Source organism: Bradyrhizobium sp. 134 (genome assembly GCF_023074155.1).
Classification (GTDB): Bacteria; Pseudomonadota; Alphaproteobacteria; order Rhizobiales; family Xanthobacteraceae; genus Bradyrhizobium.
Map to the genome: position 1 here is coordinate 850,214 of NZ_JADPKX010000086.1, position 17,683 is coordinate 867,896.

Sequence of the window (17,683 nt, forward strand, 5' to 3'; positions counted from 1 at the left end):
GATTACGCCGCCGTCTGCTTGGCTTGAGAGGTGCCGATCACTTCGAGCAGAGCGGTGCCGGTGCGCCGGACATGAGCGCCAAGCAGGCGTCCTGCGGTTTCGCTATCGCGCGCCTCGAGCGCGGCAAGGATGCCGGCGTGCTCGTCGACCGAATTGCTCCAGCGGCGGTCGGCGCCGAGCGCGAGATAACGCGCGCGTTCGGCGCGGGAGATCAGCGCCTCGTGCGCCTCGCGCAGCGGCGTGTTGCGCGCCATGCGGACGATGGTGTTGTGGATCTCGCCGTTGATGGCGAAGTACTCGTCGAGCTTGCCGTTGCGATGATGACCTTCCATGCGGGTCTGGAGCGTGCGCAGGCGGGCGAGATCGCGCTCCGTGGCGCGCTCCGCGGCGAGCTCCGCGGCCAGCCGCTCGATGCCAGCCAGCGCCTCGAACAATTCCGAGATGCCGTCGACGGCGATGTCGGCGATGCGCGGGCTGCGGTTGGGGCGCAGTTCGATCAATCCCTCGGCCGCCAGCACCTTCATCGCCTCGCGCAAGGGCGTGCGCGATACGCCCAGCTCCTTCGACAACCTGGTCTCCTGGGTCTGCGATCCCGGCGGCAGCTCGCCGCGAATGATCATCGTTCGCATCCGTGCGGCGGCGCGCTCGTGCAGGCCCATCCGCTTGAGTTTGGGCGACTTTCGTCCCGGGGTCGGCTCGGATTTTTGCTGCACGCAAGCCTCGCTGCTTGCGCGCAATCCTAGTCAATCGCTGTCAAACTCCGTGCTCAAATGGAAGACGTATGTAGCTCAAAATAAAAGCATTTCGAACAAATTGCATGCAGTATGCAGATTGCGGGTTGCGCGGGTACGCGGGATGCGGATGATCCTGCCGAGGAGCGCAACCGCGCTTCGCCGAAAATGGAGCGGACGCGATCGATGTTAGTTCTGCGCAAGCGCCTCGGCATGATCACGCCGTCCTCCAACTCGGTGCTCGAACCGGCTACCGCGGCGATGCTCGCCGACGTTGATGGCGTCACCGCCCATTTTTCACGCTTCCGGGTCACCGAGATCGCGCTCGATGCTGCGGCGCTGAGCCAGTTCGACGCCTCGGTGATGCTTCCGGCGGCGGACCTGCTGGCCGATGCGAAGGTCGATGCCATCGCCTGGAACGGAACGTCCGCAAGCTGGCTCGGCATCGGCCGAGACCGGAGCCTTTGCGAGGCAATCACGGCGCGCACCGGCGTGCCCGCGACGACGTCGACGCTTGCCTGCATCGATGCCGCCCGTGCGCTCGGCGCCAAGCGCGTCGGTCTCGTATCGCCCTATACCGATGACGTGCAGCGGCGGATCGGTGACGTCTGGGCCGAGGAGGGGATCGCCCCGCACACGGAGCGGCACCTCGGCCTGCGCGACAATTTCTCGTTCGGCGAGGTCGCGCCTGCGACGATTGCTGGCATGATCCGCGCTGTGGCGGCTGACGGCGCCGATGCTGTCGTCATCCTCTGCACCAACCTCGACGGCGCCGCGCTGGCGGACTCGCTCGAACCGGAATTGAAAGTCGCGGTGCTCGATTCGGTTGCGGTTACGCTATGGCGAACCCTGGAGCTCGCGGGTGGCGACATCGGGGCTCTTGTCGATTGGGGCCGGATCTTCCAGACATCGGCGGTCATCAAGTGATGGAGACTCCCGTGACGCAGTTCGATCTCGCCATTCGCGGCGGCACCATCGTGACGGCTAGCGACGAGTTTCGCGCCGATATCGGCATTCGCGACGGCCGCATCGTCAGTATTGCTGATCATCTCGAGGGTGCTGCCCGCGAGATCGACGCAACAGGTCTGCTGGCGCTGCCCGGCGGGATCGACAGCCACGTCCACATCTCTCAGGCCTCCGGCCCCGACGTGGTGATGGCCGACGACTTCGCCTCAGCGACCCGTTCGGCAGCCGCCGGCGGCAACACCATGGTCCTCCCGTTTGCGCTTCAGGAGAAAGGCACGTCGCTGCGGACCTGCGTCGAGAACTACCGCAAGCTTGCCGAAGGCGAGTGCTATATCGACACGGCGTTCCATCTCATCATCTCCGATCCGACCGCGGTCGTGCTCGGGCAGGAACTACCGGCGCTGGTCAAGGACGGCTACACCTCGTTCAAGGTGTTCATGACCTATGACGACCTCGTGCTCAGCGACAAGCAGCTGCTTGAGGTCTTTGAGGTCGCGCGCCGCGAGGAAGCGCTGGTGATGGTTCATTGCGAAGGTTACGACGCCATCCGCTTCCTGACCAACAAGCTGGAACGCGAGGGCCATATCGCGCCGTATTATCACGGCGTGTCGCGGCCACAGGCGGTCGAGCGCGAAGCCACGCATCGCGCCATCAGTCACGCCGAGGTGATCGGCGTTCCCATCATGATCGTGCACGTCTCCGGGCGCGAGGCGATGGAGCAGGTGCGCTGGGCCCAGCAGCGCGGACTGCCCGTGCATGCCGAGACCTGCCCGCAATACATCACGCTGGCGGCCGACGACATGAAGGGCCTCAACATGGACATCACGGGCGCGAAATATGTCTGCTCGCCGCCGCCGCGCGATGCCGAAAGCCAGCAGGCGATCTGGGAAGGCATCACGTCAGGCGTGTTCCAGACTTTCTCGTCCGATCACTGCCCGTTCCGTTACGACGATGCCAGGGGCAAGCTGACGCCGAACGGCCGCACCTCGTTCCGCTGGGTGCCGAACGGCATTCCGGGTGTCGAGACCCGGCTGCCGATTCTGTTCTCCGAAGGCGTGTCGAAGGGACGGATCAGCCTGCAGAAATTCGTCGAGCTGACCGCGACCAACCATGCACGCATCTACGGCCTCTATCCGCGCAAGGGCTCGATCGGTGTCGGCTTCGATGCGGATATCGTGCTGTGGGACCCCAAATTGAAGAAATCTATTCGGCAGGCCGATCTGCATCACGGCTCGGACTACACGCCATGGGAAGGGTTCGACGTCACGGGATGGCCGGTAACGACGATCGCCCGTGGCCGGGTGGTGTACGAGCACGGCAGGATCGTCGGCGACAAAGGCGCAGGCGACATTCTCAGCCGCGGCAGGTCGAGCCTGATCTGATCGGGCTCAACACGTTGCTGCTCAACTGTGCCGCTCGTGCGCGGGGGCGATGGCCGTCTCAAGTCCGAAGATCATACCGGTCACATGTTCGTATCCAGCCTTCGCATGCGGCAAAACTAACCGCTCAATTCGGACAAGGTTGGCCGGCCGCCCGCCATAAGGCGACGTCCTTGACGTGAGCCTTAAATGCAGTTGCTGTCCTTAGTTGGAGACACCGTCTCTGATTGGATCTGGTTGGGCCTCGGTTGCTGTAGGGACCAGCATGGATTGGAGCGAGAGTTTAGATTTTCCAATTGGTTAGAGAGCGACGTGTGCACGATGCGTGCACTGGGAAAATTCTGGAAAGTCCGAACGCCATTTGAGCGACCTCGATCTGAATCGCGCAAAGGGCTCTCGAAAGGGAGCAGGGCGGAATTTGCGCTCGATCTGTTTGTGTTTGGAGCCAAGACTGCGTCGACATCGCTGGTCAAGGGCAATACAGGCCGCGCGCGAGTGATTTCTGTCTGCGCTAGGACCTCGTATCCGCGAGGAAGCTCCGATTTGATCTTTCGATACTGTCCTTCTAGCCTCACGGTGACGTCTCCCTCGCACGGGTGGTGCGAACGCAAGGGCTTGTTCAGTGAGGATTCTGATTGTCGAGGACGATGCCGCCATGGCGAGGGGCCTTGCCGAGCGGCTCAAGCTGTCCGGGTTCGCCGTCGATATCGAGTCTGACGGGGCTTCGGCGGCGCAGACCGCGTTGCTTGAACCCTACAGCCTCATCATCCTGGACATCAACCTGCCGAACGTGTCGGGTTTCGGAGTCCTGCACAAGATACGGCAGGCGGGGTCAACCGTTCCGGTCATGATTCTGACTGCCCGTTATACGGTCGGCGACAAGGTCAGCGGGCTCGATCTCGGCGCCGACGATTACCTCTCCAAGCCGTTTGATATCGCCGAGTTTGATGCCCGCGTCCGTGCGCTCGTGAGAAGGGGGCAGGGGCTGCCCAATCCGACCTTGATCTGTGGCCCGCTCGCGTACGACCGCGTCGCGGGCACGATTACGCTGAGCGGCCGGCCGCTTGAGTTGCGCCGGCGCGAGTTTGCCGTGTTGGAAGTGCTGATGACCCGCGCCGGCAAAGTCGTGTCCAAGGAGCGTCTGATCGCGGAGGTATTTGGCTTCGACGAGGCGGTAGCGCCGAACGCGGCGGAACTCTATGTTGGTCGCGTTCGCCAGAAACTCGGTCCCGACGGGCCGCGGATCCGCACCGTCCGCGGGCTAGGGTATCTGCTGGAGGTATAGTGATCGCCACCTGGCGGCCGTCGTTGAGGCGAACGCTCCTCACCAATCTGGTGGCGCCCGCCATTGTATTGGCGATCGTGCTTGGAATCGGCGGTATGTTGCTGATCCAGCGCGTTGTCCAGACGGTCCATGACCGGTTGCTCGATGGGTCGGTTCTCGCCATCGCCGAACGTGTCGGCGTGGAAGATGGCGAACTGACCGTCGACTTGCCGCAGGTTGCGCTCGGCATGCTGGAAAGCCAGTCGCACGATAGCATTTACTACAGCGTGACTTACCTCGGCGAATTGATCACCGGGTACAAGGATCTTCCATTGGCCGGCTTCGATCGATTGAAGGCTGGCGAAACCGGCCATCGCGATGGTGCGTATCGCGGCAAGACGGTTCGTATCGGCGCGCAGGCGCGGCAGGTCTACGGCAGGCCAGGGCTGGTCCTCGTCGCAGTGGCCGAAACGGTGCAGGCGCGCCGCGTCGTCGAACGTGAAATGCTGATCGGACTGGCGATGCTCGAGGCCGGGTTGATTAGCCTCATCGCTTGCCTGGGCTGGTACGCAGTCGATCGAGGCCTGAGGCCGCTTGGCGAACTCAAGCAGGAAATCGATGCGCGCGGTATTCAGGGCGGTCCAAATCTCAGTCCGCTCGACCTTTCCCGGGTGCCGCAGGAAGCTTTAGCACCGGCGCTCGCGGTAAATTCCCTGCTACAGCGGCTGGATCTGGCCATTGGACTAGTGCGCCGGTTCACCGCCGATGCCTCGCATCAGATGCGAACGCCATTGGCGATATTGCGGACGCATCTCGATCTGGTGCGACGCCTGGGGTCGGAGACGCCGGCGGGCCAATCTGCCCTCAACGAGGTGGATAACGCCATCAACCGCCTTGAACGGCTGCTCGGGCAACTTGTGACACTGGCTCGGGCCGACGAGCAGAACATTGCGCAACCGGCCGCGGAGAACGTTGACCTGAACGAGGTCGCCTTCAATGTCCTGTCGGAGCGTGCCCCACAGGCTTTCGCGCGCGATATCGACGTCCAGTTCGATCGATTTGACGGTCCCGCGATTATCGCCGGCAATACCGTCCTGATTGGCGAGTTGCTGGCAAACCTGATCGACAATGCCATCCGCTACAACCGACCCGGCGGGTTGGTCCTGGTTCGCGCGGTTGTTGACACCACGACCGCGCGAATTGAAGTCGAGGATACCGGTCCGGGAATTCCGGAGGCCCATCTGGCCCGTGTCTTCGAACGCTTTTATCGGATTCCGATGGCGAACGGCCCTGAGGGAAGCGGCCTTGGCCTGGCAATCGTGAAAGCGTTGTCGGACCGTCTCGGGGCTCAAATCGTGCTTGCACCTGGCCCGGAAGGCCGGGGCCTGCGGGTTTCAGTGAGCTTTCCTCTTGCCAAGCGTGATGGTGAAAGCTCAAGTTGAGGCCGGATTGTGCGCTGCTGTAGAAGTGGCTGCAGTCCCGAACAAACTGAAGTCCGCAAAGCGGATTATCGATGAGGAAACGTCCCGATGGGGGCTGCCAAAGCCTTGGCCTTGTGCGTTGGAGTCTTGCTCGCATGGCCTGCCAAGTCGGAGCAGGCGCAGCTCGGACCTCTCAAGGGGCAAGCATCCGCTATCGCCGGAGCTCGAGAGCAACTCAACATCGTATCGACGACCCAGGACGCGGACGTCGCCGACTTGCTTGCCGATTTCCGGGCAAGTCATCCGGACATCGAGATCGTCCATACAAAGATCAATTCCAACGAGATCTACAATCAAGTCGTGGATCCCTCGACCGCCAGCGCAGCACCCGGAGACATTGTCTGGAGCTCCGCGATGGATCTGCAGATCAAGCTCGTCAATGACGGCTATGCCCAACCCTATGTGTCGAAGGAAATTGCGCATATCCCGGATTGGGCAATCTGGAAAGACGAAGCCTACGCCATCACGGCGGAACCGATTGTCATTGTTTATAACAAGAACCTCGTTGCGGAGTCTGAAGTTCCCCGAACGCGCGCTGATCTGAAGAGCCTTCTAAGCCGAAAGCCTGACACCTATCGGGGCAAGATCGCAACCTATGACCCGGAGCAGAGCGGGACCGGATTCCTGTTCATCACGCGCGATGCCGGAATCACGAGGACAACGTGGGATTTGGTCCGTGCCTTCGGGGGCGCCGGTATCAAGCTCTACTCGACCACCGGAACGGTGCTTGATCGAATTTCATCCGGCGAACATTTGATTGCCTACAATATGATAGGGTCTTACGCGATCGAACGGGCCAAGGAAGATGCCTCAATCGGAATAGTTTTTCCTGCCGACTACATCACGTTGATGTCGCGCATAGCCTTCATACCGGTCACCGCGCCGCACCCAGAATCCGCGAAACTGTTCCTCGATTACTTGCTTTCGGAACGCGGTCAGAAGTTTCTCCTGGCCCGGTCGGTCGGTCCTGTGCGCCTCGGCCTCGGTGCAGAAGTTGTCATACCTGCGGATCGCAGCAACGCGGTCAAACCAATCCATATTGGTGCAGAATTGCTCACCTATCTCGATCAGTCGAAACGAGCGAGCTTTCTCAAAGAGTGGCGCCGCGCGTTGCAGGATCGATAGAAATCCACGGATTTGGAATTCAAACTGAATAACATCCGAGAGACCCCCCATATCTCCCGGCTCGCCAAGCGCACCGTCTTCACTCCGACTCCGACCAGAGTCTCCTGCAGGGTGCATCAGCGACAGGTTGATGACAGGCAGCTGATATACGGTGAGGCAGCCTAGCTTGAATGATAGCGCCTTGCGCATCGGTCAATCCGGCCGCGATCAAGTTTGCAACACCTGCCTGACGGGTGAACAAGACAAAGAATCACAAACGATAAATGGGAGGACGGCATGACGGCTACCACCGGACAGTCGAAGCTTGGCATGGTGCTCCGCGTCACCAGTGGCAACTTTCTTGAGATGTTCGATTTCTTTCTGTCGGGCGTCTACGCATCGTACATCGCCAAGGCATTCTTCCCGCTCGAAAATGAATACGCGTCACTGCTGCTGACCTTTGTCGCGTTTGGCGCAGGCTTTCTGATGCGTCCGCTCGGCGCCATCATCCTCGGAGCTTACGTGGATCGGATCGGCCGGCGCCAAGGCCTGATCGTTACATTGTCCATCATGGCTGCCGGGACGGTGCTCATCGCGTTCGTGCCAAGTTACGCAACCATTGGCATCTTGGCCCCGATTCTCGTCTTGATTGGACGCCTGCTGCAGGGCTTCTCGGCTGGCGTCGAGCTTGGTGGTGTTTCCGTCTATCTCTCGGAAATGGCCACGCTGGGAAAGAAGGGTTTTTACGCCAGCTGGCAATCGGCGAGTCAACAGGTCGCGATCATCGTCTCGGCCTCGCTGGGTTTCGCTCTGAATGCATGGCTTGCACCGGCGCAACTTGACGATTGGGGCTGGCGCATTCCGTTCTTCATCGGCTGCCTGATCGTTCCTTTCGTATTCTTCATTCGACGCTCGCTGCAGGAAACCGACGAATTCCTGGCGCGGAAGCATCATCCAACACCCCGCGAGATCTATCGCTCCATCCTCGCAAACTGGAGCATTGTTCTTGCCGGGATGATGATGGTGATCATGACCACGGTGTCTTTCTACCTCATTACCGTCTACACGCCGACATTCGGCAAATCGGTCCTCAAGCTGACCGCGGCCGATGGCCTGATCGTGACGATTTGCGTGGGAATATCGAACTTCATCTGGCTTCCCATCATGGGCTCGTTGTCCGATCGGATTGGTCGTCGGCCGATCCTCATCGCCTTTTCGACTTTGGCATTTCTGACTGCATATCCCGCGCTTTCCTGGTTGGCCGCAGGCCCGACGTTCCCGAAAATGTTGACGGTCCTGCTTTGGTTGTCTTTCATCTACGCCAGCTACAACGGCGCGATGATCGTCGCATTGACCGAAGTCATGCCGGTGGGTGTACGAACGTCGGGATTCTCCCTCGCATATAGTCTGGCAACGACGTTCGGCGGGTTTACGGCAGCGATCTGCACCTGGCTGATCGCGGCCACTGGTGACAATGCGTCGCCGGGATATTGGATGAGCGCGGCAGCACTCTGTGGTCTGGCCGGGACGTACCTCGTTTACAGGCCGCAGGAACGACGCGCGCTATCCGGGGCCAGTTCGGCCGAGACGGTGATAGGGACGTGACCACCAAAGTGCTCGATGACGTCGACCATCATCGAGCAAGCACAGTCCCCGAATAACTGCATCGAAGGAAATTGCCGATGAGCGTGACGATCGTCGTGCGCAGGCTAGTTGCGCTGAGCTTGCTGATTGTTTTGACGGCCTCGGCGGGACTAGCCGGGGCGTCCGAGGTCAGGGTCATGATCTCGGGAGGCTTGGCTACACCTTACAAGGAACTCGTACCGCAATTCGAACGCGCGACGGGAAACACGGTTGTCACGGCCTATGGCCCATCGATGGGAACGACGGAGAACGCCATCCCCGTGCGACTGGCGCGCGGCGAGGCGGCGGACGTGCTCATCATGGTCGGCGATGCGCTTGGCGAGATGATCGAGCAGGGCAGGGCGGTCAGAATCAGCCGCGTCGACCTGGTACGCTCGCCGATCGGGATCGCTGTACGCGCCGGGACCCCAAAGCCTGATATCGGTACGCCTGACGCATTGAAGCAGGCACTGTTGAACGCGAAGTCAGTTGCATACTCCGATAGCGCCAGCGGCGTCTATGTAGGCACCGAGCTGTTCAAGCGTCTCGGGATTGCCGCCGAGATGAAGGACAAAGCCAAAATGATTCCCGCGGATCCGGTAGCGAGTGTTGTTGCACGCGGCGACGCCGAACTCGGCTTTCAGCAGATCAGTGAACTTCTGCCGATCGCTGGTGCCGACCTTGTCGGGCCGCTCCCGGCAGACGTCCAGAAAATCACGATCTTTTCTGCAGGCATAACCTCCAGTGCCAGTCAGCCGGAAGCCGGACGGGCTCTCATTGCCTTCCTCGCTTCAGCTGCAGCCGCTCCGGCCCTGAAAAAAGCGGGTCTCGATCCCTTTGCAGCATCGGAGAAATAGACCGGCTTCAGATCTGCGGGAGGCGGACGATTCCAGCGAAGGGGGACTCGATTGTGAAGCAGTATCTCAACAGCTTCGGCGCACGCCAGACACTTGTCGTCGGTGCAAAGACCTACGCCTACTATTCGCTTGCCGCGGCGGAAAAGAATGGCCTTCCCAGCGTCTCGAGACTGCCATTCTCCCTGAAAGTCATCATCGAGAACATGCTGCGCAACGAAGACGGCCGCAGCACGAGCAAGGCTGACATCGAGCATGCCGCGCTGTGGAGACAAGACAAGGGCTCGGCCGAGAAGGAAATCGCCTTCAGGCCGGCCCGGGTACTGATGCAGGATTTCACCGGCGTTCCGGCCGTGGTCGATCTTGCCGCGATGCGGGACGCTATGAAATCCCTCGGCGGAGATCCACAAAAGATCAATCCGCTGATACCTGTGGACCTCGTCATCGATCACTCCGTCATCGTCGATGCGTTCGGCAATGGTCAGGCACTGGCCAGGAACGTCGAGCTCGAATACCAGCGCAACGGTGAGCGATATCGCTTTCTGAAATGGGGACAGGGCGCATTTTCGAATTTCCGGGTGGTCCCTCCGGGGACCGGTATCTGCCATCAGGTCAATCTGGAATACCTGGCTCAGACGATCTGGATCGGCCGGGCTGAAGACGGCGGGAATGACCTGGCCTATCCCGATACGCTCGTCGGCACGGATTCCCACACCACGATGGTCAACGGCCTGGCCGTGCTCGGATGGGGCGTCGGCGGAATCGAGGCCGAGGCTGTTATGCTCGGCCAGCAAATTTCGATGCTGCTGCCGCAAGTCGTCGGTTTCAAGCTCACCGGCCGGCTCAAGGAGGGCGTCACGGCGACCGATCTCGTGTTGACGGTGACGCAGATGCTGCGCAAGCGCGGTGTGGTCGGCAAATTCGTCGAGTTCTACGGCCCGGGGCTCGACGACGCGACGGTGGCGAACCGTGCGACCATCGCGAATATGGCGCCTGAATATGGCGCGACCTGCGGCTTCTTCCCGATCGATCAGCGAACAATCGATTATCTGACCACCACCGGCCGTGATCCCGCGCGCGTCGCGCTGGTCAAGGCCTATGCCGAAGCCCAGGGCATGTGGCGCTCCGCCGATACCCCGGATCCGGTGTTCACGGATTCCCTGCAACTCGACATGACCGATGTCGTGCCGTCGATCGCCGGACCAAAGCGGCCACAGGATCGCGTGACGCTCGACACCGCAAAAATCGCCTTCCTCGGCGCCATGGATCAGGAGTTCCGCCAACTCGCGCAGACCGGCAGCCGGCATTGTGTTGAAGGTGCAAACTTCGATCTCGGTCACGGCGACGTGGTGATCGCCGCCATCACGTCATGCACGAACACCTCGAACCCCAGCGTCATGCTGGCGGCAGGATTGCTGGCGCGCAACGCCGTTGCCAAAGGGCTGAGGACAAAGCCATGGGTCAAGACCTCGCTCGCGCCGGGGTCGCAGATCGTCGAGGAGTACTTCAGGAAATCGGGTCTCCAAGCCGATCTCGACAGGCTTGGCTTCAATCTGGTGGGTTTCGGCTGCACGACCTGCATCGGCAATTCCGGCCCGCTCCAGCAGGCAATCTCCGACACCATCTCGGGCAACAACCTCGTGGCGGTCGCGGTTCTCTCCGGCAATCGCAACTTCGAGGGGCGGGTCAATCCGGACGTCCGGGCGAACTATCTGGCGTCGCCGCCGCTGGTCGTCGCCTATGCGCTTGCCGGATCGATGGCATTGGATCTGGTGAAGGAGCCGCTCGGCTTGGGCAGCGACGGAAAGCCGGTATATCTGCGGGATATCTGGCCTTCGAGCAAGGATGTGCAGGATTGCATCGATCGCACGATAGGCAGCGAGATGTTCAAGGCGCGCTATTCGGACGTCTTCAGCGGCGATACCAACTGGAAGAATATCGGCGTCTCCGAGGGGCAAACCTACGAGTGGGACCAGGTTTCGACCTATGTCCAGAACCCACCATGCTTCGTCGGGATGACCAGCGACCCGACGCCGCCGACCGACGTCATCAATGCGCGCATTCTCGGCATGTTCCTGGATTCGATCACCACCGATCACATCTCGCCCGCGGGTTCGATCAAGGAAAGCAGTCCCGCCGGGCGCTATCTACGCGACCATCAGATCCGCGTCGTCGACTTCAATCAGTACGGCACCCGCCGCGGCAACCATGAAGTGATGATGCGGGGCACCTTCGCCAACATCCGCATCAAGAACCAAACGGTGAAGGACGAAGCCGGCAAGGTGGTCGAGGGCGGCTACACCATTCACCAGCCGAGCGGCCAGCGGATGTCGATTTACGACGCCGCCATGCGTTACCAGGCCGACAAGGTGCCGCTGGTGGTGTTCGCAGGCAAGGAATACGGCACCGGTTCGTCGCGCGATTGGGCGGCCAAGGGCACCAACCTTCTTGGTATTCGCGCCGTTGTTGCCGAAAGTTTTGAGCGCATTCACCGGTCCAACCTCGTTGGCATGGGCGTGATGCCGCTGGTGTTCGAGGAGGGTACGTCCTGGCGGTCGGTCGGATTGAAAGGCGACGAGATCGTGACCCTGCGCGGAATCGAGAGCGGCCTGCTGCCGCGCCAGAAGCTCGCGATCGAGATCCGCGGGTCCGATGGCGTGAGCAAGATCGTCGTTCCTTTGACCTGCCGCATCGATACGCTCGACGAGCTCGAATATTTCCGCAACGGCGGAATTCTTCAATACGTCCTACGCCAACTGGCTGCCTGATCGTCAACCCGAAACGAGGACGCCATGCCAACGACTTCCGCGCCGCTACCGAGGATCGAAGCGGAAACCATGCGCCGCATTACTTGGCGCCTGCTTCCGTTTTTCATGCTTTGCTATTTCATTTCATACGTCGACCGCGTCAATGCCGGGTTTGCGGCCCTGCAAATGAACAAGGATCTGGGGCTGACGCAGGCTGCCTTCGGGGCGGGCGGGGCGCTGTTCTATATCGCCTACATTATTTTCGAGGTACCCAGCAATCTGGCGATGCAGAAAGTTGGCGCGCGGATCTGGATCGCGCGCATTATGATCACATGGGGGATAGTCGGTATTCTCTCCGCTTTTGCGGTAGGGCCGATTACTTTTTATCTGAGCCGCTTTTTGTTGGGTGCAGCGGAGGCCGGGTTCTTTCCTGGTGTGATCCTGTATCTGACCTTCTGGTTTCCGGCGGCTTATCGCGCACGGATCGTTGCGGTTTTCATGGTGGCTATACCGCTATCGAGCTTTCTGGGGTCGCCGATATCCGGCGCCTTGCTGGCGATGGATGGCTTGCTGGGTCTGCGTGGTTGGCAGTGGCTTTTCATCGTTGAAGCCATTCCGGCGGTCCTGCTCGGCCTGGTCTCGTTCTTCGGACTTCCGAACAAACCCGCTGATGCAAAGTGGCTCGAGCCGGAGGCGCGCAATTGGCTCGACGCGCGCCTGCAGTCCGAGCGATCGATGGCGAAGCAGGGCGGCCACATGTCGCTGTGGCAAATTCTGACCAACAAATATGTGCTCATCCTAGGTCTGATCTATGCGGGAAGCTCGGCCACGAGCAACGCGTTGTCGCTGTGGCAGCCTCAGATCGTGAAATCGTTCGGGATGTCCAACATGGAGACCGGCTTCCTGAATGCCATCCCATTTGGCATCGCCTCCGTCGCGATGATCTTTTGGGGAAGATATTCGGACAGGTCGAGCGCCCATGCCCAAAACACCGCAATACCACTTGCGCTATGCGCAACGGCGCTGCTTGCGACCATGCTCACGAGCTCATTACCCGTGACGCTTGCTATTCTGAGCGTGGTCTTGATCGGTAATTATTCGATCAAGGGACCATTCTGGGCCCTGGCGACTGGGACACTCTCTCCGGCAACTGCTGCGGCCGGAATTGCCGGCATCAATACCCTGTCGCACATCGGCACTTCTGGCGCGGTGTGGCTGCTCGGCGTCATCAAGGAGGCGACGGGTAGCTTCCCCGTGGCCTTGATACCGCTGGCTTTGCTTCAAATCGCCGGGATCATCGCGGTGCTTTGGATCAGCAAGCAGGAAACGCTACCCGCCGCCTCCGCCGCAAGCCCCGTACATTGAGTGCAAGGCAGCATGTCTGAAATTCACAAAACCCCGCGGCTCTCATCTTCGAGGACATAGTAATGCCTGCTCAATCCAAAACGAAGCCGCCCGCCACGCTCATTCCAGGCGATGGCATCGGCCCCGAGATCGTGAAATCGGCCGTCGACATTCTCGAAGCGCTCGGCTCTCCATTCGAATGGGACATCCAGCAGGGTGGCCTGGCAGCGATCGAGGCAAGCCGTGATCCGCTGCCGCAGGCGACGCTGGACAGCATCCGACGCACGCGGCTCGCCCTGAAGGGCCCGCTAACGACGCCGGTGGGGGGCGGATTCCGCTCGATCAATGTTCGTCTGCGCGAAGAATTCGGCCTCTACGCCAATTTGCGGCCGGTTCGAAGCATGGTTCCCGGAGGACGATTCGACGAAATCGATATCGTGCTGGTGCGAGAGAATCTCGGCGGCCTCTATGTCGCTTTCGAACACTACATCCCGATCGGGGACGATCCGCACGCGGTCGCTATTTCGACCGGGGTCAACACCCGCGAAGGATCGCGCAAGATCATCGAATTCGCATTCGACTACGCTCTCAAGAACGGTCGCAAGAAGGTGACCGTCGTGCACAAGGCCAACGTGCTGAAGGCGCTGACCGGCATCTTTCTCGAGGTCGGTCACGAGGTTGCGAAGAAGTACGAGGGCAGGGTCAAAATGGACGATCGCATCGTCGATGCCACGGCAATGCAGCTCGTCATGAATCCCTGGCAGTTCGACGTCATCGTCACCACCAATTTGTTCGGCGACATCCTGTCCGATCAGCTCGCCGGGTTGGTCGGCGGTCTCGGCATGGCGCCCGGTGCCAACATCGGACCGGACGCGGCGATCTTCGAGGCCGTGCACGGCTCGGCGCCGGACATCGCCGGCAAGGGAATCGCCAATCCGCTCGCTTTGCTGCTGGCGGTCGGGCTGATGCTGGAGCACATTGATCAGCCTGATCTCGCAAACCGTCTTAGAGCGGCCATTGATCAGGTCTTGCGCAAGGACGGCGTTCGCACGCCCGATCTGGGCGGCAAGGCGTCCACTGGCGACTTCACGCAAAGCATCATCCGTCGATTGGGAGGGTAAGCAAATGACCGCCATTGCTGCATCGCACCCGGCAATCCCCGCTGATAGCACGGCGCAAAAGCTGTCACGTATCAAGGCGATCGTGGCTGCCTCGTCAGGAAACCTGGTCGAGTGGTATGACTTCTATGCCTACGCGTTTACCTCGATCTACTTCGCGGCCGCGTTCTTCCCGTCGGGCGACCAGACCAGCCAGTTGCTGGCGACGGCCGGCATTTTCGCCGTAGGGTTCTTCATGCGGCCGCTCGGTGGCTGGCTGTTCGGCTGGATCGCCGACGCGCATGGGCGCAAGAATTCGATGGTGCTGTCTGTGCTCCTGATGTGCGCCGGATCGCTAATGATCGGGATGCTGCCCACCTACCAAACAATCGGCGCCGCGGCGCCTGCGCTGCTCCTGTTTGCGCGCATGGCACAAGGCCTGTCGGTCGGCGGAGAATATGGAACGGCGGCAACTTATATGAGCGAGATTGCCGGCAAGGGCAACCGCGGGTTCTATTCGTCCTTCCAGTATGTCACGCTCATCGGCGGGCAACTTCTCGCGCTCCTCGTTGTCGTGGTTCTGCAACAGACATTGTCGCTCGACGAATTGAAGGAATGGGGCTGGCGAGTTCCGTTCCTGTTCGGAGCCGTCGCAGCCGTTGTGGCCTTGTATCTTCGCCGCTCGTTGCAGGAGACGGCGTCGGCCGAGACCATGCATCGCAAGGAGGCTGGTTCTCTATCCGGCCTTTGGCGTCACAAGCGCGCTCTCCTGATCGTTCTAGCATTCACGATCGGCGGATCGCTGTTTTTCTATACGTTTACGACCTACATGCAGAAGTTCCTGGTCAACAGCGTCAAGCTGGATGCCAAGACGGTCAGCTCGATCATGACCGCCGCCCTGATCGCCTTCATGCTGCTGCAACCGGTGTTCGGTGCACTCTCGGACCGGATTGGTCGCCGCAACAACATGCTTCTGTTCAGCGGATGCGCGACGCTCGCCGCGGTGCCGCTGCTGACGATGTTGTCCGGCACGACCAACGTCTACGCCGTCTTCGGCCTGATCATGGTAGGCCTCATGATTGCATGTTTCTACACTTCAATTAGCGGCGTCGTGAAGGCCGAGCTGTTTCCGCCCGAGGTGCGCGCTCTTGGGGTCGGGCTTCCCTACGCCATCGCAAATGCGATGTTTGGCGGAACCGCCGAATACGTTGCGTTGTCACTGAAATCGTCCGGATACGAAACGGTATTCTTCTGGTACGTCGCTGCGATGGCGTGCGTCGCCTTTATTGCCTCGCTCTGGATGCCAGATACGAGGACGCGAGGCTATCTCGAAGGCGATGGCCGGATCTGAATCGAACAGCACGGGCTTCGTCCATGCGTGTGACGGTGTCTGCTGAGAAGTGAATTGAAAAAGGAGACGCGCTAATGCCGAAGGGGTCAGATCTATTGGTTGCCGCACTCGAGAACGAGGGCGTCGACCGAATTTTCGGCGTTCCCGGTGAAGAGAATCTCGATGTCGTGGAAAGCCTGCGCAATTCGTCGATCAAGCTGATCTTGACACGCCACGAGCAGGGTGCGGCCTTCATGGCCGCGACTTATGGACGGCTGACCGGCAAGCCCGGCGTGTGCATCACCACGCTGGGCCCTGGCGCATTGAACCTGACGACTGGCGCCGCCTACGCGCTGCTCGGCGCCATGCCCATGATCATGCTCACGGGTCAGAAGGGCATCATGAGCAGCCGGCAGGCCAAATTCCAGATTGTCGATGTGGTTAGCGCTTTCAAGCCGTTGACCAAGCTGTCGCTCCAGATTGTCAGCACGACCAGCATTCCGACGATCGTTCGCGATGCCTTCCGGATCGCCATGGAAGAACGCCCGGGTCCGGTGCTGCTCGAATTGCCGGAGGACATCGCGGGCGAGGAAGCCGAAGACGTCGCGATGGTGGCGCAGCATCCGATCGAGATCCCGGTCGCCCATCGTGCCTCACTGGACCGCGCCGCCGACATGATCCTCAAGGCCAATCGGCCATTGATCATGCTCGGTGCCGCGGCATCCCGGCCGCGTAGCACGGCGGGCATCGGCGGCTTTGTCCGCCGCACGCAGATTCCGTTCTTCACGACGCAAATGGGTAAGGGGACCGTACCCGGGGGCGGCAATCTCTATATGGGGACGGCGGCGCTCAGTGAACGTGACTACGTCCACGAGGCCGTTGATCGTGCCGACCTCATCATCGCGATCGGCCACGATACGATCGAGAAGCCGCCGTTCATCATGGGGCCGAAGGGTCCCCAGGTAATCCACGTCAGCTATACGCCCGCCAACGTGGAGCGGGTTTACTTTCCGCAATGCGAGGTGGTTGGCGATGTAGGGCCCAGCCTGGAACTGCTAGCGGATCGCGTGGAGGGTCGTCTGCACAACGCCGGCGCGTTGCTCGGGCTTCGCGAAGGCATTTTGAAGCGGATCACCGACCGCAATACCGAGGATCGCTGGCCGCCGACCCCGCAACGCATCGTGCACGATGTGCGAAAGGTCATTCCTGAGGACGGCATCGTCGCGCTCGACAACGGAATGTACAAAATCTGGTTCGCCCGCAACTACCGCACCTATGTGGCGAACACGCTGCTGCTGGACAATGCGCTGGCGACAATGGGCGCCGGGCTGCCATCCGCCATGATGGCGGCGATGCTGCATCCGGAACGTCGCGTGCTCGCGGTCTGCGGCGACGGCGGCTTCATGATGAATTCGCAGGAAATGGAAACCGCGGTTCGCCTTAAATTGAATCTCGTCGTGCTTATCCTGGAAGACTCTGCTTACGGCATGATCCGCTGGAAGCAGGCGGTCGATAGTTTCCCGGATTTTGGCCTCACGTTCGGCAATCCGGATTTCGTCAAATATGCCGAGAGCTACGGCGCGAAAGGCTCGCGGGTCGAAAGCACGGGCTCATTGATTCCGACACTCGAAAACGCGTTCAAGGGCGGCGGTGTGCACCTCGTCGTGGTGCCGATCGACTACAGCGAGAATACGCGCGTGCTGGTGGATGAACTTCGCGAGAAGCTGAAACAGGTCGTTGAGCCGACCGTGTGAGCCGTCGGC

The 17,683-nt window shown here is 60.7% G+C and carries 13 protein-coding genes; 12 read left to right on the top strand and 1 reads right to left on the bottom strand.

Features of this window, described 5'->3' with window-relative positions; all coding sequences use genetic code 11:
* Positions 1–2 precede the first annotated feature (2 nt).
* Complete coding sequence (locus IVA75_RS38735; RefSeq protein WP_247282379.1) at positions 3–713, bottom strand: GntR family transcriptional regulator; 711 nt, start codon at positions 711–713, stop codon at positions 3–5.
* Positions 714–917: 204 nt separating this feature from the next.
* Between IVA75_RS38735 and IVA75_RS38740 the strand changes: the two genes are divergently transcribed.
* From IVA75_RS38740 to IVA75_RS38795, 12 genes are all read left to right on the top strand, one after another.
* The gene (locus tag IVA75_RS38740; protein ID WP_247282380.1) at positions 918–1,658 is read left to right on the top strand and encodes an aspartate/glutamate racemase family protein; all 741 of its coding nucleotides are present in this window, start codon (positions 918–920) and stop codon (positions 1,656–1,658) included.
* Positions 1,658–3,079, top strand: a complete 1,422-nt coding sequence (gene hydA, locus IVA75_RS38745; RefSeq protein WP_247282427.1) for a dihydropyrimidinase — start codon at positions 1,658–1,660, stop codon at positions 3,077–3,079. Before IVA75_RS38740 ends, hydA begins: the two co-directional genes overlap by 1 nt.
* A 619-nt stretch (positions 3,080–3,698) precedes the next feature.
* Positions 3,699–4,361, top strand: a complete 663-nt coding sequence (locus IVA75_RS38750; RefSeq protein ID WP_247282381.1) for a response regulator transcription factor — start codon at positions 3,699–3,701, stop codon at positions 4,359–4,361.
* On the top strand, positions 4,361–5,782 hold the full coding sequence (locus IVA75_RS38755) for a sensor histidine kinase (RefSeq protein WP_027569367.1): 1,422 nt from the start codon (positions 4,361–4,363) through the stop codon (positions 5,780–5,782). Before IVA75_RS38750 ends, IVA75_RS38755 begins: the two co-directional genes overlap by 1 nt.
* Positions 5,783–5,869: 87 nt before the next feature.
* Positions 5,870–6,946, top strand: a complete 1,077-nt coding sequence (locus tag IVA75_RS38760; protein WP_247282382.1) for an ABC transporter substrate-binding protein — start codon at positions 5,870–5,872, stop codon at positions 6,944–6,946.
* Between the two features lie 276 nt (positions 6,947–7,222).
* Positions 7,223–8,530: an MFS transporter gene (locus tag IVA75_RS38765; protein ID WP_247282383.1), complete on the top strand. Its 1,308-nt coding sequence runs from the start codon at positions 7,223–7,225 to the stop codon at positions 8,528–8,530.
* Between the two features lie 77 nt (positions 8,531–8,607).
* The gene (locus IVA75_RS38770; RefSeq protein ID WP_247282384.1) at positions 8,608–9,405 is read left to right on the top strand and encodes a substrate-binding domain-containing protein; all 798 of its coding nucleotides are present in this window, start codon (positions 8,608–8,610) and stop codon (positions 9,403–9,405) included.
* A 50-nt stretch (positions 9,406–9,455) separates the two neighbouring features.
* Positions 9,456–12,170: an aconitate hydratase AcnA gene (gene acnA / locus IVA75_RS38775; RefSeq protein ID WP_247282428.1), complete on the top strand. Its 2,715-nt coding sequence runs from the start codon at positions 9,456–9,458 to the stop codon at positions 12,168–12,170.
* A gap of 24 nt (positions 12,171–12,194) precedes the next feature.
* Complete coding sequence (locus IVA75_RS38780; protein ID WP_247282385.1) at positions 12,195–13,514, top strand: MFS transporter; 1,320 nt, start codon at positions 12,195–12,197, stop codon at positions 13,512–13,514.
* 62 nt (positions 13,515–13,576) lie between these two features.
* The gene (locus IVA75_RS38785; protein ID WP_247282386.1) at positions 13,577–14,614 is read left to right on the top strand and encodes an isocitrate/isopropylmalate family dehydrogenase; all 1,038 of its coding nucleotides are present in this window, start codon (positions 13,577–13,579) and stop codon (positions 14,612–14,614) included.
* Between the two features lie 4 nt (positions 14,615–14,618).
* Positions 14,619–15,941 carry an MFS family transporter gene (locus tag IVA75_RS38790; RefSeq protein WP_247282429.1) on the top strand — a complete coding sequence of 441 codons (1,323 nt, stop codon included), beginning with the start codon at positions 14,619–14,621 and terminating at the stop codon, positions 15,939–15,941.
* Positions 15,942–16,015: 74 nt separating this feature from the next.
* Positions 16,016–17,674, top strand: coding sequence for an acetolactate synthase large subunit (locus tag IVA75_RS38795; RefSeq protein WP_247282387.1), 1,659 nt, complete (start codon positions 16,016–16,018; stop codon positions 17,672–17,674).
* Positions 17,675–17,683 lie beyond the last annotated feature (9 nt).